Genomic DNA, 21764 nt, shown 5'->3' with positions numbered 1-21764 from the left:
CTCAAGGGCCGCGCTGGAGCAGCCAGAGCGCACCCAGCAGGTCCGTCGTGAGCAACTCGCTCTGGCGCTCCTGCTCCGCGACGAACTCACGCACCAGCGCTGCCGCCTCGGGGTAGCGCGCGGCGATCGCCTCGGCCCGGCGGCGGATGGCCTCGGTGTTGCTCGCGTTATAGGCGTCCGTCTCCTCCGTGGAAGGCAGGAGCTCGCGCACCAGCCGGTCCCCATGTGACTGCAGCCGGCGCCGGGTCTCCTCCAGGTGCGCGTAGTCCTCCAAGTCCGGCGAGGAGTCCACCGCCACGCCCTCGGCCACGTAACCGTCGTTGATGAGGATGTACCCACCGGGCCGCACGCAGCGCCGGAGCGCCCCCACCGTCTCCGCCGCGTTCCCCAGCACGGGCCCCACGGCGAGCAGCATCACCACGTCCATCCCGCTCAACTCCTGCACCGCATCGCGCAGGTCTCCCTGGCGGAGCTCGCACAGCTCCGACAGCCCTCGCTCCACCGCGCGCTTCCTCGCCTCCTCCACGAATGGGGCGAAGCCATCCACCCCCAGCACCCGCACACCAAACTCCCGGGCAAGCGCCATCCCCACCGTCCCCTTGCCGAACCCCAGGTCGAGCACGCGCGCCCCCGCGGGCAATCCCTGGGGCTCCAACAACTCGAGGATGTCGTTCACGTCAGTCCCCAGCTCGTCCAGGTCCGCCAGCAGCTCCGGCAGGAAGGGCATTTGCCCGGGAGTGGCCTCCAGCGCGGTCGCTACTTGCTCCTCCAACTTCACATTCCGACTCATGAGGCAAAGCTCACACGCGCGCTCGGGGTCTTCCAGGGGAGACGGCCAGCGCAGCGCCCCGGGGGATGAGTGGCACCGTACCCGCCCGCCGGGCCCTCCTCGCCAAGAGGTTCCCCCGTTCCCAGCTTGCACCATGGACCGCTAGCCCAGAGCCGGAGGAGCACGGCATGCCCGTTCCATTCCAACTCACCTCACCCCGCTTCCAGGAGGGAACACCTATTCCCGTCGCCTATACCTGCGAGGGAGATGACCTTCCCCCACCCCTTCACTGGGAAGGCGAGCCTCCGGGTACGCGCAGCTTCGCGCTCGTGATGCAGGACCCCGATGCACCGGATCCGGCCAACCCTCGGACCACCTGGACGCACTGGGTGCTCTACAACCTGCCGCCCAACATCCATGACATCCCCGAGTCCATGCTGCCGGAGAGCCTCCCCGCAGGCGCTCGAGAGGCCCTCAACGACTGGAAGCGGATGGGCTACGGCGGCCCGTGTCCTCCCGTCGGCCGCCACCGCTACTTCTACCGTGTCTTCGCTCTGGACACCGTGCTGCCAGACATGGGGCACGCCACCTGGAAGCAGCTCGAGCGCGCCATGGAGGGCCACATCCTCGCCCAGACGGAGCTGATCGGCACCTACGAGAAGGTCCATCACCCCCAGCACTGACGCGCCAGCCAGGCCCGGAAAACACCCGGGCCTGCTTCCCCCCAACCGGTCCGCAATGCCATCGTAGACCCCCGTGACGACGCCCGACGGAGCGGGGGGGGCCCCGTACCAGCACTTGGAGACGCTGCCATTCGCCCTGGCCGTCGTCCGTGACAGCCGCATCGTCTACGCCAACACGGCGCTGCTCGAGTTGCTCGGCTTTCCCCGTGAAGAGGTAGTCGGCAGGCTCTTCGAGCTCTTCTCCCCGCAACAGCAGCCCTTCCTCGCCGAGCGGCATGCGCGCCGGCTGCGAGGTGAGCCCGTCCCGGACACGTACGAAACGGTCATCCGCTCCTCCCGGGGCGAGCGACGCGTGGAGCTGTCCATCTCCATGAAAGAGCCGGAGACGTGGGTGATGATCCGCGACCGCTCCGGCCGCGTGGTGCACCGCCAGATCCTCCAGCGAGTGGCCTCGCTCGGCGCGTCGCTGCCTGGCCTCCATGACGAGGAGGAGGTGCTGCGCCGCGTCTTCGAGGGCCTGGCCGAGCTGGAGCTGTCCTATGGCTACCTCGTGCCGGACGGAGAGCGGGTGTGGCTGGGCCATGCCTTCGTGGCCACCGGCACCGCCGCGGGCGAGGCGCGCCTCACCGGCCAGCACCTGGTGGATGTGCCGGGCACCTGGACTCCCATGCTGCGGCAGGCCTGGACGGAAGGCTCCGCCCACGGCGAGGACTTCGCTTGGGAGACGGCCCAGTTCGTGGGCCCGGACTGGGCCGAGCCGGTGCGCACCCACCTGCGGCGCGTGGGGCCCCTGCGTGCCGTCTGCGTCCGCATCGACCAGGAGGGCAGGCCCCGGGCCCTGCTGGCGCTGGCCGCGGACTGGCTGAGCGAGGAGGAGCTGCCCTCACTGCACCTCTTCGCCGCGCAGGTGTCCGCCGCCCTGGAGGCCGCACGCACCATCTCCCGCCTGTCCACGCACAACACCGCGCTCACCGCGCTCAACTGCCTGGCCGCGGTGGCCGCCACCGCCGCGGAGCCGCGCGCCTTCTTCGGGCCGGGCACCGAGGAGATCATCGGGCTGCTGCACTGCACCACGGTGCTCGTGCTGCTGCGCAACGAAAAGGGCGACGAGCTGGAGCTCGTCTGGTCCCAGGGAGCCACCGAGGAGTCGGTGCAGCCCTTCCGCCGGCTGCCCATGCGCGGCACCATGTCCGGCAAGGTCATCGAGCTGGGCATGCCCATGGTGCTGCAGGCGGATGACTTCTCCGAGCCCATGCGCGAGCACTTGCGGCGTCATGGCCGCGCCACCGTGGCCATGGTGCCCCTGCAGGTGCGCTCGCGCATGGTGGGCACGCTCGCCATCACCTTCTCCCAGCACCGCCTCCTGTCCCTCATGGAGCAGGAGACGCTCCAGGCCATGGGCTCGCACTTCGCCGCCGCCATCGAGTCCCACCGGCTCCTCCAGCAGGTGCGCGGGCGCGCCGAGGAGCTCGCCCGCATCCACGCGGAGCTCAAGCACGCCCAGCGGCAACTGGTAGAGCACGAGCGGCTGGCCGCGCTCGGCGAGCTGTCCGCCGTGGTGGCTCACGAGGTGCGCAACCCCCTGGGCGCCATCTTCAACGCCCTGGCCACCCTGCGCCGCTTCGTCGAGCCCGCCGCGCCCTCCAATACCCTCGTCACCATCCTCGAGGAGGAGGCCAACCGTCTCAACCGGCTGGTGGATGATCTGCTCGACTTCGCGCGTCCCCCGGCGCCCGAGCTCTACCCTGTCCCGCTGTCGCGCCTGCTCGAGGAGGCTGTGCGCACCGCGACGAGCGGCCAGTCTCGCATCCGCGTGGAGTGGGCCCTGCAGCCGGACGTGCCGCCCGTTCCCGTGGACGAGCGGATGATGCGCCAGGCCTTCCTCAACCTCGCCCTCAACGCGGTGCAGGCCATGCCTCAGGGCGGCACGCTGCGCGTCACCGCGCACCGCTGCTCCGAGTCCCCCGGCGCCATCGTGGAGTTCACCGACACCGGCTCCGGCATCCCCCCCGAGCTGCGCGAGCGCCTCTTCAAACCCTTCTTCACCACCAAGGCCACCGGCACCGGCCTGGGGCTCGCCATCGTCCAGCGCACCCTGGATGCCCACGGCGGCCACATCCTCATCGAGTCGCCCCCCGGCGGCGGCACCACCTTCCGGCTCGTGCTGCCGCTGCTTCCCCAAGTGGAAGCCCAGGCCGGGTAACACGAGGCGAGAACGGGGGGAGAAGGAGAAGAGGGCTCGCTCTCTTGCCCGCTGTCCGAGCTGGCTTCGGGTGTCGGGTACCGCACGCTCTTTGGCAAGGGCGAAATGACTTTCAATCCCTTGTCAAGGAATTCTTCCGTCGCTCCCTGGCCATTACGCATCGGGCGGAGTAGAAAGACCGAATCCCCAGGTACCGTTCCGTCGCTCGTGTGGCCGGCACCCTATCGCCGCCTGGGTGGAGTGATTCGAGGAGCCGGACCGCCCACCGAGCCCCATCCCGTATCCCGGGAGGTGTCGTGATGCGTCGTCTGCTCGTAGGGAGTGTCGCAGTGTCCGCGCTGGTGCTGGCGGGAGCCGCCCATGCCGAGGGGGAGTGTGGCTCGACGTCCGCCGGTTGGAACGCGCCCAACGGCGCCGTGGTGTTCGACCGCAGCAATGGCCCCATCCGCGATGTGTTGGATGCCGTGGGTGAGTACCGCACACACTCGATGCTCTCGCATGGCCCCGGCTCCACCGTCTCGCATGCCACCCTGGCCACCCCCACCCAGACCGACTGGCCCGGCGTGTGTAGCAAGCCCATCAACGGTTTCGATCTGCGCTACGGCTACCCGGGCCTGGAGCAGATCAACCAGGGCGGCATCTACATGTCGCTGTACGGCGATGGCACTGGCCCCGAGTGGATGGGCTGGCAGCAGGGAGACCCCACCCAGGCGGCGCTGATTGGCGACTCCATCTGGTACAACCACGCGTACGTCACCGACGTCTCCAAGCACGACTCCGGCCAGTACCTCGACCGGCCGGTGCGCAACGGCGCCCGCGTCAACTACTCGCTCTTCCAGTACCGGGACTTGCAGTCCACCCACCAGATTCCCGGCGATGCGGTGAACGGCGGCATGGTGTGCTCCACCTTCATGGCCTATGCGCACAACTACGCGGGCCGGGGTGTGGTGACGCCGCACTACTACTCGCACGCGCAGATCGCCAACGCCTCCAACTCGCTCTACACGGGCGTCTACAACGAGTGCAAAGCGTCGCTGGGCTGGTTCGTCAACGCGGCGCTCACCGTGGCCTGCCCCTTCTCCAACGTGTGCGGCAACGCCGGCAACCAGGTGGCCAACTGCATGTCCGCCAACATGTGCGACACCGCCGATGGCCGCTACTGGAAGAGCGTGCGCGATGATCCCAACGCCACCGCCGCCTCCATCAGCCCGGACCGCGTCGGAGGCTGGGGCGTCCACCCCATCAACAACACCATCTGGGGCCCGGACTACTCGCACCAGGTTCAGTGGAACTCGGGCGGCAACGTCTACGGCTGCTGGCAGTAAACCCTCCCGCATCACCTCCACCTGGAGAGGAGCCCCCCCTCGATGAGCTCGACCCCCGAGAACCGTTCCCAGCGGCCCTGGCGATGGGTGCTGCTGCTCGCACTCCTCGCCCTCGGGGGTGTGGTGGGTTGGCTCCTCTCCCAGCAACAGTCAGCACCGGAGGCCCCCGCGAGCCAGGCCCAGACGCGTACGCCTGCCGCACAGGAGGAAGCGCCCTCCCCCGCGCTCGCCGCCGCGCCGAAGTCTCCCGAGGCCGAGCCGCCCACCACCGCCGAGCCCGCGCCACCCATCGTGGATGAGGTGCTCGTGGAGAAACAGGAGGTGTGCTCGGGTGAGGACAACCTCATCTCCGTGCGCGCCCACACCCCGGATGGCAACGACGCGTACCTGCACTACACCGTGGGCGACGGCACCGGCCAGCGCGTCCCCATCCGCGTCTGGCGCAACGACGCGGACGGCTCGTTCGAGATTCCGCGCGTCACCGTCTTCACCAAGAACAACGTCGCCGTCACCGTCCCCATCCCTCCTTTCAAGGTGAAGGAGTGCGAGCCCGAGCGGCTCATCCATGTGATGTCGCGGCGGCAGCCCAACTCCGAGGACGACTTCGAGTTCTTCGCCAAGCTGATGGAGCGGCCCGCTCGGTCCGGACAGCCCGCTCCCAAGCCCTTCGTCCCCGTGCGCTACGTGTGGACCTTCGACGACGAAGCCCCCGTGACGACTTCCGGCCCCATCGTCTCGCACTCCATGCTGAGCAGCACGGGCGCCAGCGGCATGTACACCCAGCACCTCATCCGCGTGGACGCCTTCGACGCCTCCGGCCGCAAGGAGACCGGCCGCTCCTCGCTCCAGGTGCTCAACACCTCCTTCGAGAACTTCGACAAGAAGGGCATCGTCACCCTGCTCGCAGTGGGCACGCCCCGCTTCCCCGTGCTCGACCCGGACGGCGTGGTGCGGCAGACCTTCCGCCTCTACCACCGCTTCCGCGGACCCGTGCGAATCACCCAGGTGAAGGTCATCCGCTCCTTCCGCGGCAGCGACGAGGGCCCTCCTCCTCCCGAGCAGGCGGACGTGGCTTCCCTCCCCGTGAGCGAGGTTCCAGAAGGCAAGGGCACCGAGGTGAAGGTGACTTTCGACACCAAGGCCGAGCCCGACATCTTCGCGATGACTTACGCCCTGGAGGGCCTCAGCGCCGACGGCCATCCCGCTCGCGGCACCTTCTCCGTCATGCGCCCGCCTCCCCGGCCCACCAAGGAGAACAGCAGCCCCATCACCAACCCTGTCCTGCTCGCCAAGGTCAAACGCGCCCGCGAGTTGCTGAAGCAGGAGTTCGTCACCGATGAGGACATCTTCCGCCTCGAGCGCGAGGGGAAGTTCGCCGACCTCAAGGTAGACGCCTCCCAGAAGCCCTCCGGCAACGTCGCTCCCGCAGGGGGGACTCTCAACGGGCGCCCGAGAAACCCCGGGCGGTAACACGGAGGGAACTCTGGGGCAGATACCCTCACCCCGACCCTCTCCCAGAGGGAGAGGGAGAGAGGGAGCGGGCGGCCACGGTGGCGTGGGCAGGGGGAACGCGCCATGCTCTCTCCATGTCCCTCTTCGATGCCGTGGCGGCCGGTGACCTGGCCCGCGTGGAAGCGCTGCTCGCCGGTGGCGCCGACCCCAATCCCTTCGACTCCGATGGCCGTACCCCTCTCATCATCGCCGCGGAGATGGGTCACGAGGCGCTCGTCCGCACCCTGCTCGCCGCCGGTGCCGACCCCTCCCTCTCCGATCGCATGAGCGAGTCCGCCCTCATCAAGGCCGCCGCCCATGGTCACGGTCGCGTCGCCTCGTTCCTCTACCCCCACGCCTCCGAGGATGACCAGGCCATGGCCCGCACGCTCCTCCAGGTGGGCACTGACTTCTTCAACCTCCCCCGCTCCCAGCCCGAGCCCCCCGACGACTTCCGCCGCAAGCTCGCCTCCGCCAGCGCCTATGTCTCCAGCAAGCTCGGCGACGACAACCCCGCCGAGCGCCTCGAGCGCCTGCACCGCGCTGAGAAGAACTCCAAGAAGCCCTGAGCCTCCCGCCACAGGTTTTTCGCGAAATCGGGCCTCAGTGTCTGGTTTTGAGCGCCCCTTTCGCTCACCGCTCAACATCCCCGCCGGCCGGTTTCAGGCGTGTCACATCCTTCCGTGTCACCATGGGTGCTGTTCGGTGCGGCCCTGTGGGTCGCAGGGTGCTACGCAGCCCCGCCTGTAGGGGCTCTCGCAACCGGGGGACATGCATGATGATGATGGATGAGCGGGTGGTGTTCGGGAACACCTTCCACGGCATCTTCCAGATTGCCCTGCACGGAAGACTCTCCACCGCGGCCCGGAGTGCCCTCGGACGCATGGGCCTCCACGTCGACCGGCAACCCCTCCCCTTCTACCCGGCGTCCGTCTGGCGCCCCTCCCTCGACATCGTCGTGCGAGACCTCTTCCCCGACCTGCACCTCGAGGAGGCCTACCGCCGGCTCGGCCAGAAGATGGTCACCGACGTCAGCGAGACGGTGCTCGGCCGCGGCATGCTCGCGCTCGGCCGCGCCCTTGGGCCCCGCCGCTTGCTGATGCGGATGAACCACAACTTCCGCAACGCCGACAACTACGTGCAGATGCAGCTCACCGAGCTGGCGCCCACCGCGTACGAGGTCCACATCAACGAGACGCTCGGCATGCCCTCGTACTACCAGGGCATCATCGAGGCCGCGCTCGGAGCCTCCGGAGCCCGCGAGCCCCATGTCCACCACGTGCGCGCGGAGGGCAGTGGCTGCACCTACCGCGTCGAGTGGCACTGAGGCCGAGGCGCTCGGTGGGGTGCTCAGTGAGACAGGAGTGAGGCGGCCCGCTGCAGCACGCCCCTCCAGCCCGACAGCCGCACGTCCTCGCACTCCTCGCGCACCAGCGCCCAGCAGCCCTCCTTCGGGTCCGCGATGAGCTCGTGTGTGGAGCCCGCAGGCGCGCTGTTCCAGTCGCCCGCCTCTAGGAAGCGCCCCCGGTCCCAAACGCCACCGGCCAGCACCATTCCCTCTTCGCCGCCCTGATGCGCGTGCCTCGGGAAGCGGGCCCCCGGCTGAATTTGCACCAGGAAGAGCCCACACCCGCCTGGCGCTTCCCTCACCAGGCGCGCCGTCCGGCTGCCGCTGCCCAACACCGAGTGCCAGTTCCAGCGCTCCGGAGGCGGCAGCTCCGCCAGCACCGACGGCGGCAGCGGCACTCCCTCCACCGGCCGCGGGGGCTCATGCTGGGAGGCCTCCGCCCAGATGCGGTCGAAGAGCGCAGAGGGCACGGGTGCCTCGGGCATGGCCTCGAGCACCGTGCCTCCGGGCTCTGCGAGACGCCCCAGCTCGCGCCCGCAATCGGGACAGAAGGACAGGTGCGTCTCCAGCAGGAGGCGCAGGGGCACGTCCGCGGTGCCCGTGGCGTAGGCTAGCAACCGCTCAGAAGGGGGATGGTTCACGGGCTTCATCGCTTCACTCCGTCAGCAGGGCGCGCATGTGCAGCAGGGCCATGCGGATGCGAGACTTGAGGGTGCCCAGCGGGACCGAGAGCTCCGTCGCGGCCTCCTCGTGCGTGTAGCCACCCAGCACCGCCAGCTCGACCGCCTGGCGCTGCTCTGGGCTAAGGACTCCCAAGGCCCGCTCCAGACTCATGGACAGCTCGGGGTCTGCCTGGACGAGCGCCAGCACCGGACGCTCTTCCTCGAAGGCCGAGGGCTCCGAGCCGGGTACCCGGCGTCGCCAGCGGTCCACCAGCTTGTTGCGGGCAATCATGTACATCCACGCCAGGGGCGTGCCTTGCTCGGCCCGGTAGCTGGAGGCCTTCTGCCAGATGGCAGTGAAGACGTCCTGCACCACATCCTCGGCGAGCGTGCGGTCCCTCGTCACGCGCAGCACGTAGCCCAGCAGCCGGCCTGCGTGCCGCTCGTAATAGGACTGGAAGGCCGCTTTGCTGCCCCCGGCGATGGCGCCGAGCAGCGCCCCATCCTCCTCCATGGCTCCCCACTCCTCCGGACGCACGCGCCCTGCGCGCCGCCCGGGTTCATCCAGAGGGCATACGCAAGAAGAGTGGGTTTGGATGAGCCCATGAAAAAGGGGAGGTCGCCTGTCAGCGCCTCCCCCGGGGGTCGGACGACCAGCCGTCAGCGACGGCCTGGCCTCGGAGCTAGAACTGGTTGGCGCGCGCCTGCTCGAAGGGCACGCGGTGGTTCAGGTACGTGTGCTGCAGGCTGTGGTTGTTGGCGAGGTTGAGGCCGCCATCGCCGAAGCGATGCACCACCGCGCCCGCGCCCGCGTCCTTGAGGAACTTGAGCGGATCCACGCTGCCGCCGAGGCCCGTGAGGGTGGGCACCACGTCGCGGTTGTTGATGTAGTGCACGTACTGGGGGCCGTCCGGGTACTTGGTGGACGCCGCGCCGAAGGTCTCGACGCTCAGCTTGCCCATCAGCTTCTGGACATCCCCCTTGGACATCCCATCTTCGATGCGCAGCCGGCGCTCGACGTCGAAGAGGGCGCGCGCGGTGATGAGACCGCCCTGGCTGTAGCCCATCAGCTGCACGTCCCGGCCAGCCTTCAGCTCCGAGTAGAGGGTGTCCGCCAGCGTGTCCACGGCGGGGTTGGTGCCCTTGTCCAGCTTGTCCTTCACGCACTGGGCCAGGTCGGAGATGACACCCTCGGTGGAGTTGTGGATGCCGATGGCCTTGGCGTTCGTCTTGTCGGCGATGGCCTGGAGGTCGCTGGACTGCGACTCCTTGGGCGTCAGGATGCCGTTGACGTAGATGATCGTCTTGTCCGGGTTGGGGTTGTTGCGCGGGGTGACGCCCGGGATGTCCTTCAGGGGCGTGCCGGGCGGGAAGGTCTGGCCGCCAGCGCCCACGAACTGACCGTCATACACCTTGTCCTTCGGCTTGCTGCCACCCAGCAGGTTCGCCGACACCTGGCGCGCCGGACCCGTCTCGAAGCCGTCCCCAGCCTTCTTCGCCACCTTGGCGCCGTCCGCCTTCACGGTGTTCACCGGCGTGGCCACGGGCTGCTGGGCCTTCTCGACGGTCTGGCGGCCCGTCGGGGCCACGGCGCTGCGATTACGATCAATGGAGGTCATGGGGGCTCCTAATGAATCTGTGTGAAATCCGTTGATCCATTCTCCCACGGACCCGTGTGGAAGTTGCTTACCCCCCTCATTTTCCGGGGGGAGTCTGGATCTGACGGATTCTCACGGGGTGGGAAATAGCGCCGAGCAGGCAATCGCCCTGCCCCCAGGTCTGAGCCGAGCCCCCCTCCGGCGGCCCGCCCCACCTTGGCTGCGCGAGGTGTCATCCCCACCTTCATCGGGCCTCACCCGCCCTGAGGTCCGATTGAAGGGCGGAAGGAGAGCGACAATGGAACGCAGCCCACCGACCGGATGGCAGGCGATGGACGCTGCTCTCGCACCTGAGCCCGATACCTTCGTCCCTCCCCGCGCCCTCTCCTTGAGGCAGTTCATCCTGCGACTCCGGGAAGCCCATGCCCGGGGCGGTATCCAGGCCATCGAGGAGGTCCTCCGGCAGGGCCAGCTCCATCGGCGTGCGGTGGAGCCGTTCGCCTTGCTGCGCGAGGGCCGCTACACCCGCACCCTGGTGTACCGGGACGAGGACCTCGAGGTGCTCGTGCTGGGCTGGGGCCGAGGTGCACGCGCGCCCATCCACGGGCACGACGGCCAGGAGTGTTTCCTGATGACCGTTGCGGGCGAGCTGGAGGTCTCTGACTACCGGCTGGTAGCAGGCGGCCAGGAGCCCGGCTACGCGCTCGTCGAGCGCATGGGCCCTCGCCGCACGCTGTTGCCCGGCGCCATGGACCACCGCAACCCCGAGATGGAATTGCACTCGGTGCGCACCGGCGCGCGCAGCGGCTTCGCCATCTCCCTGCACGTGTATTCCCGCCCCATCGACCAATGCCTCACCTATGACCCGCGCCGCTCCAGTTGCGAACTGCGCAAACTTCATTACGACCGTGTGATGCGCCTCGCCGACCCGACCTCTTCGCGCTCTCCTCCCCCCACGGCCAGGCTGAGCCCCGGACGGCTCGCCCGCCTCTGGCGCTCACTCTTCCGGCGCGTGCAGGAGGTGAAGGAAACAGTGAAGGAGACCCTCGTCCCCGCCCGGGTGGGCGAGGACTCGGCGAAGATTGCCGTCAAGCGCGTGGAGCACCGCTACGCCAACAAGGTGGTGGCGCTCCAGGACGTCAATCTCAACATCCGCTCCGGCGAGTTCGTGTGCCTGCTGGGGCCCTCGGGCTGTGGCAAGTCCACCCTGCTGTACGCGCTGGCGGGACAAATCTCCCCCACCGGCGGGCAGGTGCGCATCGACGGCAAACCCATCGCCGGGCCGGGGCCGGACCGGCTGCTGATGTTCCAGGATGCGGCGCTCTTCCCCTGGCTGTCCGTGCGGCAAAACATTGAGTTCGTGCTCTCCGCCCGGGGCATGTCCCGGGCCGAGCGCTCCGAGCGCGCACGCCGCTTCATCCGCTACGTGCAGCTCGAGGGCTTCGAGGATGCGATGCCGCACGAGCTGTCGGGCGGGATGAAGATGCGCACGGCGCTCGCCCGGGCGCTGGCGGTGGACTCACCGGTGCTGCTGATGGACGAGCCCTTCGGTTCGCTGGACGCGCAGACACGCGTGCACATGCACGAGTTGCTGCAACGGGTGTGGCTGGAGACGCACAAGACGATTGTCTTTGTCACCCATGACGTGACGGAGGCGCTGGTACTGGCCAACCGGGTGGTGGTGATGGCACCACGGCCCGGCCGCATCCTGAGGGACCTCGAGGTGCGGCTGCCCATGCCGCGAGGCCCCGATGACGTGGAGCTGGTGGGGCTGGCGCGGCAGATCCGCTCCATGCTCCGCGAGAGCGATTCCATGAGCGGGACCCGCCCGGGCGCCCGGGAAGAACGAGGAACACACCATGAAGGCGTGGCACCTGGGACAGAAGCTGCTGTTCCTCGCGGGACTCCTGGCGGTCTGGGCGCTGCTGGCCCGGTTCGGCCCATGGCCGCACCACCTGTTCCCGGGCCCGAAGGCAGTCGCTGAGAGCCTCGTCGCCATGGCGCGCGATGGCCGGCTGTGGGCTGGCGTCACGCGCTCACTGGGACGGCTCGCCCAGGGCTATGGCCTGTCCGTGATCATCGGCGTGCCGCTGGGCGTTGTCATGGGGCGGATAAAGCCCGTGCGGCGGCTGCTGCGCCCGTTGGTGGTGGGCCTGCAAGCACTCCCCTCCATCTGCTGGCTGCCGCTGGCGCTGCTGTGGTTCGGCCTCACCGAGACGTCCATCATCTTCGTGGTGGTGATGGGCTCGGTGCTGGCCATCGCCATCGCGGTGGAGGACGGCGTCATGGGCGTGGACCCGCTGCTGTTGCGCGTGTCTTCTACGTACGGCATCCGCGGGGCGCGCTTCTACGGAGGCGTGCTGCTGCCCGCGGCGCTGCCCGGCATCGTCACCGGGCTCAAGCTGGGGTGGAGCTTCGCCTGGAGGGCTCTCATGGCCGGCGAGCTGCTGTACGTGTCCGGCGGACTGGGCCAGCTGCTCACCATGGGCCGCGAGCTGATGGAGATTCCCCAGGTGATGGCGGTGATGCTCTGCATCATCGCCGTGGGCACCGTCATCGACCGCCTCCTCTTCCAGACGGTGGAGCTGCGCGTGCGCCGCCGCTGGGGATTGGTGCCGGGCTAACAGAAGCCTCGTACCCCAGTCCATGTGCGGCGGGTCCTGACCCTCCCCACCCTGGGCGGCATATGCGTTTCGGATTGCTGGTGGTGGGGGTCGCTGCCCTGTGTCTGGCGGCGAGCGGGTGCAAGAAGGAGCAGGCGGGGGAGGGCTCGGCAAAACAGGGCATGAAGGAGCAGCGCCCGCTGCGCATGGGCTTCTTCCCCAACATCACCCACGGCCAGGCCCTGGTGGGCAATGCCTCGGGCGCCTTCCAGAAGGCCGTGCCCGGCATCGAGATGAAGATGTTCAACGCCGGACCGGCGGCCATGGAGGCGCTCAGCTCCGGCTCGCTGGACGTGTCCTACGTGGGCACCGGGCCCGCCATCAATACCTTCCTCAAGGGCGGGCGGGAGTTGCGCATCATCGCCGCGGCGGCCGACAACGGCGCGGTGCTGGTGACGAAGACGGCGCGCACTCCGGCGGAGCTCAAGGGCAAGACGCTCGGCACGCCTCAGCTCGGCAACACCCAGGACATCGCGCTGCGATACTGGCTGGGCCAGCAGGGGATGAAGGTGGGGCAGGACGTCACCGTCACCCCTCTATCCAACCCGGACATCCTCGGCCTCTTCATCAATGGAAAGATTGAAGGCGCCTGGGTGCCCGAGCCGTGGGGCGCGCGCATGGTGGCCGAGGGCGGAGGCCACATCCTCCTGGACGAGCGCGACCTGTGGCCGGAGCGACGCTTCCACACCACGGTACTCGTCACCACCCAGAAGACGCTCAAGGAGCGGCCCGAGCAGATCAAACAACTCTTGCGCGCCCACGTGGAGCTCACGCGCAGTTGGCAGCAGCAGCCCGAGGCCTTCATCTCGCGCGTCAACGACGCCTTCGGCAAGGTAACCGGGCACCCCATCTCCGAGGCCGTGCTCAAGGACGCCTTCTCTCGGCTGGAGCCCGCCCTGGAGGTAAACCCGGGCCAGCTTCAGCAGGCGGCCGAGCACGCACGGCAGCTCGGCTTCATCCCCAGCTCTGACCTGTCGGGCCTGGTGGACGACTCGCTCCTGCGCGAGGTGATGGGCTCCCAGGGTCAGCCAGCGCAGCAGGACACGAGCCCCTGATGAAACAGGCTGGCCCCAGGTCCGCGCCAGTAGGTGCATGGCCGAGCGGGTCGCTCAGCTCAGCTTGGGCGGGACGCGGTAGATCTCCTCCACATCGTCGTGGTTGTAGAGCCCCATCGCCTCGCGCTGCACGATGAGCGTCCACTTGCGGTACTCGGCATCGAGCCGCTTCTCTTCGTACTCGGCGAGCTTCTTGTTTCGCGCCGGGCTCGGTGCCATGGCCCGCACCTGCTGCCCGAGCTGCTGCAGTTCGGAGAGCTGCCGCTCGATCCTCTGTCCGAGGGCCCTGATGCTCGAGGCCGCCTCAGCGCGCATCTCGATTTCGATCGCGAGCGCTCCACCGACGGGTCCCTTGCTCGACATGTCTCGTAGACCTCGTTCCGTGATTTCCGCGTGAAAGATAGGAGGAGGGCCGCGGGGGCGCTTGAAGGAATGCGACACCTGCGCCCACGAGGAGGACCTTCCCTTATGGATGCCAGGGGATTCTAGCAGCCTGACCGGCCCAGCCGATGGAGGGGCGGCCGCCCCGGTGGAGGTGGTAGGAGTCACGCCATGAACGAAACCCCTCGGGTGCTGCTGGTCGGTGCGGGAGCCGTCGGCCAGGTGTTCGGAAAGTATCTCCAGGCGGCCGGCTGCGAGCTCTCCTTCCTGGTGAAGGAAAAGTACGCGGACGAGGCGCGGCATGGGTTCACCCTCTACGAGCTCGGCATCCTCGAAAAGGACCCCGAGCCGACGACGTTCTCCGGCTTCGGAGTCCAGGTCTCGAACGAGGAGGTTGCGGCACGGCGGTGGGATCAGGTCTGGCTCTGCGTCTCCTCGACGGCGCTGCGGGCCGGGAACTGGGTGGGCGAGCTGGCGCGGGCCACGGGCGAGGCCACCTGGATCATGCTCCAGCCGGCGCTCGATGACCGCGAGTGGCTCCTGCAATGGATTGCGCCGGAGCGGCTCGTCTCCGGCATGATTCCCTTCATCAGCTTCCACGCGCCGCTGAAGCCAGGGGAGCGGCTTCCGAGGCCGGGTACGGCGTTCTGGCTCCCTCCGATGAGCCGGGGCTTGTTCAGCGGGCCCCCGGAGCGCCTCCAGCCAGTCATCCGGACGCTGAGGGCCGGCGGGTACCCAGCCCGGCCCACCCCGGATGTAGTACGCGACGTGGCGATTCCCTCGGCGGTGCTCACCGTCTTCGTGAACGGATTGGAAGCAGCCGGCTGGAGCTTCGAGCGGTTCCTCCAGCGCGACTCGCTGGAGCACGTCCACCGGGCCGCGCGCGAGGCGGTCCAGGTCGCGGCCTCGCACACGAAGGGGAGCGCCTCCACCGTACTGCCACTGCTGCGCCCCGTGCTATTCAAGCTGCTGCTTCCCGTGGCGGCCCAGCTCACGCCCTTCGACCTGGAGACCTATCTGAAGGTCCACTTCACCAAGGTGGGAGAGCAGACCCGCTCGATGATGCGGACGTACGTGGACCTGGGAAGGAGCGCGGGGTTGCCCATCGAGCACCTCCAGGCCGCTTCCCGCTGAGGGCGCGGTGGCCGGCTTCTATGGGGCATGAATGAACCACACCACCATGGTCGGGGTTAAGCCGGAGCCGGAAGATACGAACCCGTCGACGTTGGCAACCGACAGGAAAGAGCCGAAGAAGGAGGATGCCGCAGCTTTCTTGAGCCGAGTTGCTGCACAGGATATTTATTCTGGACGTCTTCGCCAGTTCCCCATGCAGGGCAGGCACAGCGCTCTGGCCTACGTGACAGCACCAAGGGACCGCCCCATCCTGGATCACGTTGGGCGCTCTACTGTGCTCGCAGCGGACCCCCGCCCGGGTCCACAGCGGGCGTGGTGTTGAGTTTGGCACAGCCTTACTGCCAGGATGCCCAGGCATTCCCCAACGATGGTGGAGGCGGAGCTTGTCGTGGGCAGGCTCGGGAGAAGCTGTGCGATTTAGGAAGGGGAAGTGGAGACCGGTGGTAGCCTCAAGCAATGCTCCAACATGGTTATAGGTGGGAGAAGCTGTATCTGGTGGCGGAGAGCACGATGGAGACGGTGAACCGGCCTCTCGCCGAGCCATTCGCAGGGGCGCTCCTGGAGCTGTCCCACAGCCAAGAAGAGAGCCTGCCTGCCGAGTTCTGGCAGGACGAGAAAAAAGGCATGGCGGCTGGGAAGCACGGTCCGAGGACTCGCAGAGAAAGTGTTTTGAAGACCACTCGCGCTATGGACGAGTTTAGCTGCGCGACATCGCGGAGAAGCGCTTCATGCGAATCGCGAAGTAGCGGGACTAACTACCGCCCTCGCAGAGGCCCCAAAGGTGGAGGAAGACCGGAAACCAGCGAGCAAGGCTCCGTGCAGAGGGCGGAGGCATCAACACCCACGGGCGGACTGGCTCGTGTTGCGCTGCGGCGCACCCTCAAGATCGAATTTCTTCGAATGAGTGAGCAGAGATGGCACGCGACGGGTGCTGACCTACCTCACGCAAGCATCGGCGGTGCGCCGCGTCCTCCAGCACCTGAAGTTCCCAGGCATCCCGCTGCCGCTACTCTCCGTGCAAGGGTCGCCTCAGCAGGCTTCTCTTCTGCAATGAAGGGCCCTCAGCGGCGTGCGACAGCAGCGCGACCTCATACTCCTCCCTCTCGTATGAGGGATACCTGCCCCGGCCGAGACGGATGGAAGGTAGGGGTGAGCCAACGGCTACCCATCTGTCAGAGAGGGACAGCAGCCTACTTTCCGCGACCCCGTCACACTGCGGCATGGGCCCCATCCAGCGGTCCTCACAAGCACAACATGGGCTCTACTCTGCCTATGCGTGTCAAAGAATATGAGGGACTCAACCCGTCACTACACGCAGCACGACAGAGAAGAGCACAAAGCGGGCTGCCAAATTTCCCCGGCGCCATACAGCCGTTTCGAGCCCTTTGACACCGTCTCAGGCCTGAGCGAGCAGGGACACATATACTAGCGAGGAATTATGACCGAGGGTGATATCGAAAATCCTGACCTGGCAAATGAGCCACAGATATATCTCAAAGCAGCGTCGTTCGATGGGTGGCCTACCCCTCGTGCGAAGGCGAATACCACTCTCTCTGCGCAAAGAACGATCTTGGTAGGGCGGAATGGCGCTGGCAAGTCTCTGCTGATTGATGGCCTTTATTCGGCAGCAAGAGCCTGTATTGGCCCATCGCCACGAACAGTCTTTAATATTTACGAAGCGCCACCGTCCTTTAGTTTCGAGTTTTCGTTGCAAGGAGGAAACGAGACCCTCGTTCTCTCAACGCAATGGCAGATCCTCGATCAATCTAACGATACCGACATTACCACCAAGCCACTCAACAGGACCGAGCGCTGCTGGATCGCCGAGACCAATGAAACGCTTTGGAGCTTGGAAAAAGAAGTCGCAACTCTTGCCAACGGGTCAAAAATCCCCGTACCACCCAGTTTGGGTTTACTCAGCTTCGGCGGGCGCGCAATCACTGATGAGCGTGGCTACGCACGAAAACTGAGAGCCTTCTTGCGTGGAATAAGACGGATTGATGCGGGATTGCCACGCCTTGGGCGAAAAGAGTTTGAGATCATCCGACCCACAAGCGCCGCCCGTGTTGGGCTTTCAGAGGTGTCAGGTAAGCGCCCTTCACGGGTTGGGCGATTGGCCCGGCATCTCGTGGACGCATTTGAGCGAAAGGCAGATGTTTTCGGCGAATTTGCTGCCCTTGCGAACCAGTTAGGATTGGCAAAGACCATTGATGTAGAAACCGTCACTCTCAAGCCAAGTGCGGACGGCACATCTGCCGAAAGTGGCATGCCAGAGCCTGATAGATTTTTCCTAGTTAGTTTTGACGGAGTAAATATCGGGCAATTATCAGACGGAACTCTCAGGGTAGCCGAAATCCTATGGACACTTGTATCTTTGCGCCCCAATGAAATGCTTCTTTTGGAAGAGCCCGAAACAGGAATTCATCCGGGATTGCTCAAGAAACTCTTATCTGTAATCGAATCATACACAATGGGACGCCAGATTGTTATTTCGACACATTCCATTCAAGTTGTGAATTGGGCTAATGCTGATGAAATACGGCTGGTTGCTCGTGAGGATGCGGTTGTAACGAGTCATGGCCTCCGCACTGAACAACTGGAACGAGTGTCCCGGTACTTGCAGGACGAAGGCACCTTGGCAGACTTCCTGTACAGTGGCGGTGCCGATGAGTAGGGTCATTGGTCTTGTTGCAGAAGACGATACTGATGTCGACACCCTAAAAGTTATTGTCAACAGAGTCATGGAACGCCCTACAGGCTTTCGGAAACGTGTAGGGAATGGCTGCGCAAGAATACGCCACAAGGCAGGAATTTGGCTTAAGCAACTCGGCGACGAAGGATGCACAGCCGTTATCGTTCTTCATGACTTGGACCGGAATCCAGCCAACAATGCGCTAAACGCTATAGATAAGCTCTACAGGGATCTTGAGAAAGTCTGCTCGGGCTCTGGGGTGGTCCATTTTATTTGCATTCCCGTAGAGGAAATTGAGGCTTGGTTCTGGGCTGATGAGAAAGTGGTAAAACGGGTGGGAAGAGGTGAGGGAAAGGCCCATCCCAATCCTGAGGCAATATCGCGACCCAAGGAGGGACTTATTCGCCTGTCGCGTGGGGCCAACAAAAAACCCCTGTACTCGACTAACGAAAATGTCAAGCTCGCCGAACTGCTCAGTCTCGATATTTGCCGCGAAAAATGCCCATCCTTCAGAGGGCTTTACTCATTTCTGCAGCAAATTAAGTCCGGCACAACATAGAAGAACGGCAGGCGTTCACCTCCTCGGAGAGACTGGATGGTGGTCGCATGAGGGGGTGTCAAAGAGTTCGAGCCGCGAGAGCAGATACGAATAGGGGTCACAAATTTGAGCGACGCGACCCAGCACGAGGCGCGGAAGGTGTAGAGAGGAAAACGCGTTGAGAAGTCCCCCCTCCTCCACCGAGCTGTTTCGAGTTCTTGTCACAGTCTTTGATCCCATCATCAGCTTCCACGCGCCGCTGAAGCCAGGGGAGCGGTTTCCGAGGCCGGGTATGGCGTTCTGGCTCCCTCCGATGAGCCGGGGACTGTTCAGCGGGCCCCCGGAGCGCCTCCAGTCAGTCATCCGGACGCTAAGGGCCGGCGGGTACCCAGCCCGGCCCACCCCGGATGTAGTACGCGACGTGGCGATTCCCTCGGCGGTGCTCACCGTCTTCGTGAACGGATTGGAAGCGGCCGGCTGGAGCTTCGAGCGGTTCCTCCAGCGCGACTCGCTGGAGCACGTCCACCGGGCCGCGCGTGAGGCAGTCCAGGTCGCGGCCTCGCACACGAAGGGGAGCGCCTCCGCCGTGCTGCCACTGCTGCGCCCCGTGCTATTCAAGCTGCTGCTTCCCGTGGCGGCCCAGCTCACGCCCTTCGACCTGGAGACCTATCTGAAGGTCCACTTCACCAAGGTGGGAGAGCAGACCCGCTCGATGATGCGGACGTACGTGGACCTGGGAAGGAGCGCGGGGCTTCCGGTCGAGCACCTCAACGACACGTCCACGCCTTCGGAGGACACGCGCAGCGGCCCTCCTCGGGTCTAGGCTCCACCGAGAAACAGGCATCGCCGCAGCTCGCCACGACACGGCCGGTGAGCATCTCCACGTAGAAGTACGGCCCGTCCACCTCCACCCGGCAGTTCAACCGGACGAGGCCACCGCAACTCGCGACCACCTCGCAACCGTCTGGCGGGGAGAGCAGGTTGAGGTGATCACCGGCTTCGATCTCATCGAAGGACACCGGGCCACATCCGCCACCCGCCAGGAGCAGGAACAGCGCGGCGGTGAGCTGGAAGCCCCTCCGGGGCACTCCAGGCCAGGAAGAAAACGATGGCTTCTTCTGGGTCGGGCTCTTCATGCTCGAGGTGCTCCGCATCACGGGGAGAGGAGAGGGTTGAAACGCGAGGGTGACCAGCCGCGCGGGCATTGCCACGCGTGTGCCAGGGATTGCGCGCCCCGCTGCGCGCCTGGAATTCCGAGGAGTTGGGGGCAGCGTGGAGGGTGGAAGGGTCTCGAAAAATCGAGGCCAATGGGAGGGGGGCGCCGGAAAACCGCGAACCCTGGCCAGATTGTGGGCACCCGATGCGCCGATCATGGTCATTTTTCCCTCGGGGAGGGCGTGTTACCCAAAACATGCATTTCACCGAAGGAGAGCGGCATGCCCCGGCACCATTTTCCCGTCGTTCCATTGCTCCTGCTGACGGCTTGTGCGAGCACAGGAGAGTACGCCTCCGGCAAGCCGCCCCCCATCGACGGGCCCCGCGAGATCCTGAAGGGAATCCACGAGCGCGCCGGGCTCGTACTCGAGAAGGATGCCTACGGTGACGGTGCAACGAACCTCGTCTACCTGGACCAGGGATGGGGGCCGCCCGAGACCCTCTGGTTCTACCATGCGGATCAGGGCTCGGTGCTCATGCCCTACGACACCCTGGTCCACCTGGAGCAGACCGGGAGCGACAAGCCGTTCATCCACCCCGAGCACATGACGCAGTTCCGGTTCCTCGCTCAGCACAAGACCCCGAACAACCCCGACGCGCTCCCCGTGGGCTTCGCGCGCCATCGGGACCAGGTGGGCCTGACGTGCGCGGCCTGCCATACCTCGCAGATCAACTACCACGGCACGGCGATCCGGATCGACGGTGCGCAGGCGCTCGCGGATATCTCCGGCTTCCTGCACGAGGTGCAGGCGGCGCTGACGGCGACGCTGGCCGATGACGCCAAGCTCGCGCGGTTCGCCGCCGCGGTGCCTGGAGGGAGCCGTGACAACACCAGCCGCGAGGCGGCACGCAAGAGCCTCACGCAGACGCTGCGCTGGTTCGAGAGCTACAACACCGCCAATCACTCCACCACGGTGGAGGGCTTCGGCCGGCTCGACGCGGTCGGACGGATCATCAACCAGGCGATCCGCTTCAGCAGTGATCCCAAGAACAGCCTCAAGCCCAATGCACCCACGAGCTACCCGCTCCTGTGGGACGCCCCGCGCCACGACTATGTGCAATGGACGGGGTTCTCGCCGAACGAGGGGGCGGGCTCCCTGGGCCGCAATACCGGCGAGGTGGTGGGCGTGTTCGGACGCATCGAGGTGAAGCACTACGAAACGGAGCAGGAGGCGAAGAAGGGGTATCCCTCGACGGTCGAGGCGAACGAACTGGTCGCGATGGAGGAGTCCTTGCGAGGGCTGAAGTCACCTCAGTGGCCGGAGAAGATCCTGCCGCCAATCGATCGCACACTGGCGGCTCGCGGCGAGACCCTGTACCAGGCGCACTGTGTGTCGTGCCACGCGCTCATCGACCGAGACGACCCCAGGCGGAGCGTCGTCGCCATGATCACGGGTGTCGACATCGTGGGGACCGACGACACCAGCGCCAGGAACATCGCCGAGGCGCGTGTGCCGTCAGGGGTACTCGAGGGAGCCATCTCGCCCAAGGGCACGAAGTATGGCGCCCAGATGAGCGCGCTCTCCCTGGTGGCGGATCTCGCCACCCGCACCGTCTCGGCCAACCCCGTTGCGGCGCTCAAGTCGATCGCGAACGCCAAACTCAACGGGCAGGAGAAGACAGCCAAACAAGGCAATCACTCCCAGAACAGTGACGCGAACCCGGCGGCCGACCTGATGGCCTACAAGGCGCGCCCCCTCAATGGAACCTGGGCCTCCTCGCCCTACCTCCACAATGGCTCGGTGCCCACGCTCTACGAGCTGCTCCTGCCGCCCGCCGAGCGGCCCCAGACCTTCGCCGTGGGCCGCTGGGAGTACGACCCCAAGAAGGTGGGCTACGTCAGCGACGGACAGGCCCCCTTCGTGGTCGACACCCGCGTGACCGGCAACTCCAACCGGGGCCATGAGTACGGCGTAACGCTCCCCGATGCGGATCGCTGGGCACTGGTGGAGTACCTCAAGACACTCTGAAGCTCGGCCTCTTGGGTTGACCCGGCTGGGACTCGCC

Annotated in this window: 20 protein-coding genes and 1 pseudogene; 15 read left to right on the top strand and 6 right to left on the bottom strand. The window is 66.3% G+C overall.

Translation table 11 applies throughout. The features are described from left to right. Nucleotide 1: 1 nt before the first annotated feature. On the bottom strand, nt 2–790 hold the full coding sequence (locus OV287_RS03140; protein ID WP_267532474.1) for an SAM-dependent methyltransferase: 789 nt from the start codon (nt 788–790) through the stop codon (nt 2–4). A 167-nt stretch (nt 791–957) separates the two neighbouring features. On the opposite strand from OV287_RS03140, the gene OV287_RS03135 reads away from it, so the two are divergent. From OV287_RS03135 to OV287_RS03110, 6 genes are all read left to right on the top strand, one after another. Further along, nucleotides 958–1452 (top strand): YbhB/YbcL family Raf kinase inhibitor-like protein, encoded by a 495-nt coding sequence (locus tag OV287_RS03135; protein WP_267532473.1) that lies wholly within the window; start codon nt 958–960, stop codon nt 1450–1452. A gap of 73 nt (nt 1453–1525) precedes the next feature. After that, nucleotides 1526–3655: an ATP-binding protein gene (locus OV287_RS03130; protein ID WP_267532472.1), complete on the top strand. Its 2130-nt coding sequence runs from the start codon at nt 1526–1528 to the stop codon at nt 3653–3655. 299 nt (nt 3656–3954) lie between these two features. Further along, on the top strand, nt 3955–4980 hold the full coding sequence (locus OV287_RS03125) for a hypothetical protein (RefSeq protein WP_267532471.1): 1026 nt from the start codon (nt 3955–3957) through the stop codon (nt 4978–4980). 42 nt (nt 4981–5022) lie between these two features. After that, the gene (locus OV287_RS03120) at nt 5023–6450 is read left to right on the top strand and encodes a hypothetical protein (RefSeq protein ID WP_267532470.1); all 1428 of its coding nucleotides are present in this window, start codon (nt 5023–5025) and stop codon (nt 6448–6450) included. A 116-nt stretch (nt 6451–6566) separates the two neighbouring features. Further along, on the top strand, nt 6567–7040 hold the full coding sequence (locus tag OV287_RS03115) for an ankyrin repeat domain-containing protein (protein ID WP_267532469.1): 474 nt from the start codon (nt 6567–6569) through the stop codon (nt 7038–7040). 206 nt (nt 7041–7246) lie between these two features. Then, nucleotides 7247–7798 (top strand): DUF2378 family protein, encoded by a 552-nt coding sequence (locus tag OV287_RS03110; RefSeq protein WP_267532468.1) that lies wholly within the window; start codon nt 7247–7249, stop codon nt 7796–7798. A gap of 23 nt (nt 7799–7821) precedes the next feature. On the opposite strand, the gene OV287_RS03105 is transcribed toward OV287_RS03110, so the two are convergent. The 3 genes from OV287_RS03105 to OV287_RS03095 all read right to left on the bottom strand — a co-directional run bounded on the left by OV287_RS03105 (nt 7822) and on the right by OV287_RS03095 (nt 10100). Then, entirely contained in the window at nt 7822–8469 is a 648-nt protein-coding gene (locus OV287_RS03105; protein ID WP_267532467.1) for a cupin domain-containing protein, read from the bottom strand. 4 nt (nt 8470–8473) lie between these two features. Then, nucleotides 8474–8995, bottom strand: a complete 522-nt coding sequence (locus OV287_RS03100; RefSeq protein WP_267532466.1) for an RNA polymerase sigma factor — start codon at nt 8993–8995, stop codon at nt 8474–8476. A 169-nt stretch (nt 8996–9164) separates the two neighbouring features. Beyond that, nucleotides 9165–10100: a hypothetical protein gene (locus OV287_RS03095; protein WP_267532465.1), complete on the bottom strand. Its 936-nt coding sequence runs from the start codon at nt 10098–10100 to the stop codon at nt 9165–9167. A gap of 277 nt (nt 10101–10377) precedes the next feature. On the opposite strand from OV287_RS03095, the pseudogene OV287_RS56335 reads away from it, so the two are divergent. From OV287_RS56335 to OV287_RS03080, 4 genes and pseudogenes are all read left to right on the top strand, one after another. Continuing rightward, nucleotides 10378–10935: pseudogene (locus tag OV287_RS56335) on the top strand (cysteine dioxygenase); the annotation flags it as partial. A 177-nt stretch (nt 10936–11112) separates the two neighbouring features. Beyond that, entirely contained in the window at nt 11113–12063 is a 951-nt protein-coding gene (locus OV287_RS56330; protein WP_373371902.1) for an ABC transporter ATP-binding protein, read from the top strand. Further along, a complete protein-coding gene (locus OV287_RS03085; protein ID WP_267542280.1) occupies nt 11969–12703 on the top strand; it encodes an ABC transporter permease in 735 nt (244 codons plus the stop codon). Before OV287_RS56330 ends, OV287_RS03085 begins: the two co-directional genes overlap by 95 nt. Before the next feature lie 62 nt (nt 12704–12765). Further along, nucleotides 12766–13797 (top strand): ABC transporter substrate-binding protein, encoded by a 1032-nt coding sequence (locus OV287_RS03080; protein WP_267532463.1) that lies wholly within the window; start codon nt 12766–12768, stop codon nt 13795–13797. Between the two features lie 54 nt (nt 13798–13851). On the opposite strand, the gene OV287_RS03075 is transcribed toward OV287_RS03080, so the two are convergent. Beyond that, the gene (locus tag OV287_RS03075) at nt 13852–14160 is read right to left on the bottom strand and encodes a hypothetical protein (protein WP_267532462.1); all 309 of its coding nucleotides are present in this window, start codon (nt 14158–14160) and stop codon (nt 13852–13854) included. 189 nt (nt 14161–14349) lie between these two features. On the opposite strand from OV287_RS03075, the gene OV287_RS03070 reads away from it, so the two are divergent. The 4 genes from OV287_RS03070 (at nt 14350) to OV287_RS03055 (ending at nt 19365) form a co-directional block, all read left to right on the top strand. Beyond that, nucleotides 14350–15312: a ketopantoate reductase family protein gene (locus OV287_RS03070; protein WP_267532461.1), complete on the top strand. Its 963-nt coding sequence runs from the start codon at nt 14350–14352 to the stop codon at nt 15310–15312. Between the two features lie 1438 nt (nt 15313–16750). Then, a complete protein-coding gene (locus OV287_RS03065; protein WP_267532460.1) occupies nt 16751–17986 on the top strand; it encodes an AAA family ATPase in 1236 nt (411 codons plus the stop codon). Continuing rightward, on the top strand, nt 17979–18563 hold the full coding sequence (locus OV287_RS03060; protein ID WP_267532459.1) for a DUF4276 family protein: 585 nt from the start codon (nt 17979–17981) through the stop codon (nt 18561–18563). Before OV287_RS03065 ends, OV287_RS03060 begins: the two co-directional genes overlap by 8 nt. A 271-nt stretch (nt 18564–18834) precedes the next feature. Next, a complete protein-coding gene (locus OV287_RS03055; protein ID WP_267532458.1) occupies nt 18835–19365 on the top strand; it encodes a hypothetical protein in 531 nt (176 codons plus the stop codon). Here OV287_RS03055 and OV287_RS03050 read toward each other — a convergent pair. After that, nucleotides 19310–19678, bottom strand: a complete 369-nt coding sequence (locus tag OV287_RS03050; RefSeq protein ID WP_267532457.1) for a hypothetical protein — start codon at nt 19676–19678, stop codon at nt 19310–19312. The genes OV287_RS03055 and OV287_RS03050 overlap by 56 nt on opposite strands. Nucleotides 19679–19978: 300 nt before the next feature. Here OV287_RS03050 and OV287_RS03045 point away from each other — a divergent pair, with 300 nt between their 5' ends. Further along, nucleotides 19979–21727 carry a c-type cytochrome gene (locus OV287_RS03045; RefSeq protein WP_267532456.1) on the top strand — a complete coding sequence of 583 codons (1749 nt, stop codon included), beginning with the start codon at nt 19979–19981 and terminating at the stop codon, nt 21725–21727. Nucleotides 21728–21764 lie beyond the last annotated feature (37 nt).

Origin of the sequence: Archangium lansingense, from assembly GCF_026626635.1 — a bacterium.
Taxonomy (GTDB): Bacteria; Myxococcota; Myxococcia; order Myxococcales; family Myxococcaceae; genus Archangium; species Archangium lansingense.
The sequence above is the reverse complement of the archived record's forward strand: the minus strand, read 5'-3'. Positions and strand labels throughout refer to the sequence as shown.

Coding starts and splice junctions, on each gene's coding strand:
- OV287_RS03110 (WP_267532468.1), top strand. CDS start 7,247: ATGATGATGATGGATGAGCGGGTGGTGTTCGGGAACACCTTCCACGGC.
- OV287_RS03080 (WP_267532463.1), top strand. CDS start 12,766: ATGCGTTTCGGATTGCTGGTGGTGGGGGTCGCTGCCCTGTGTCTGGCG.
- OV287_RS03120 (WP_267532470.1), top strand. CDS start 5,023: ATGAGCTCGACCCCCGAGAACCGTTCCCAGCGGCCCTGGCGATGGGTG.
- OV287_RS03105 (WP_267532467.1), bottom strand. CDS start 8,469: ATGAAGCCCGTGAACCATCCCCCTTCTGAGCGGTTGCTAGCCTACGCC.
- OV287_RS03140 (WP_267532474.1), bottom strand. CDS start 790: ATGAGTCGGAATGTGAAGTTGGAGGAGCAAGTAGCGACCGCGCTGGAG.
- OV287_RS03045 (WP_267532456.1), top strand. CDS start 19,979: ATGCCCCGGCACCATTTTCCCGTCGTTCCATTGCTCCTGCTGACGGCT.
- OV287_RS03135 (WP_267532473.1), top strand. CDS start 958: ATGCCCGTTCCATTCCAACTCACCTCACCCCGCTTCCAGGAGGGAACA.
- OV287_RS03100 (WP_267532466.1), bottom strand. CDS start 8,995: ATGGAGGAGGATGGGGCGCTGCTCGGCGCCATCGCCGGGGGCAGCAAA.
- OV287_RS03065 (WP_267532460.1), top strand. CDS start 16,751: ATGACCGAGGGTGATATCGAAAATCCTGACCTGGCAAATGAGCCACAG.
- OV287_RS03070 (WP_267532461.1), top strand. CDS start 14,350: ATGAACGAAACCCCTCGGGTGCTGCTGGTCGGTGCGGGAGCCGTCGGC.
- OV287_RS03125 (WP_267532471.1), top strand. CDS start 3,955: ATGCGTCGTCTGCTCGTAGGGAGTGTCGCAGTGTCCGCGCTGGTGCTG.
- OV287_RS03060 (WP_267532459.1), top strand. CDS start 17,979: ATGAGTAGGGTCATTGGTCTTGTTGCAGAAGACGATACTGATGTCGAC.
- OV287_RS03075 (WP_267532462.1), bottom strand. CDS start 14,160: ATGTCGAGCAAGGGACCCGTCGGTGGAGCGCTCGCGATCGAAATCGAG.
- OV287_RS03050 (WP_267532457.1), bottom strand. CDS start 19,678: ATGAAGAGCCCGACCCAGAAGAAGCCATCGTTTTCTTCCTGGCCTGGA.
- OV287_RS03115 (WP_267532469.1), top strand. CDS start 6,567: ATGTCCCTCTTCGATGCCGTGGCGGCCGGTGACCTGGCCCGCGTGGAA.
- OV287_RS03095 (WP_267532465.1), bottom strand. CDS start 10,100: ATGACCTCCATTGATCGTAATCGCAGCGCCGTGGCCCCGACGGGCCGC.
- OV287_RS03055 (WP_267532458.1), top strand. CDS start 18,835: ATGGCGTTCTGGCTCCCTCCGATGAGCCGGGGACTGTTCAGCGGGCCC.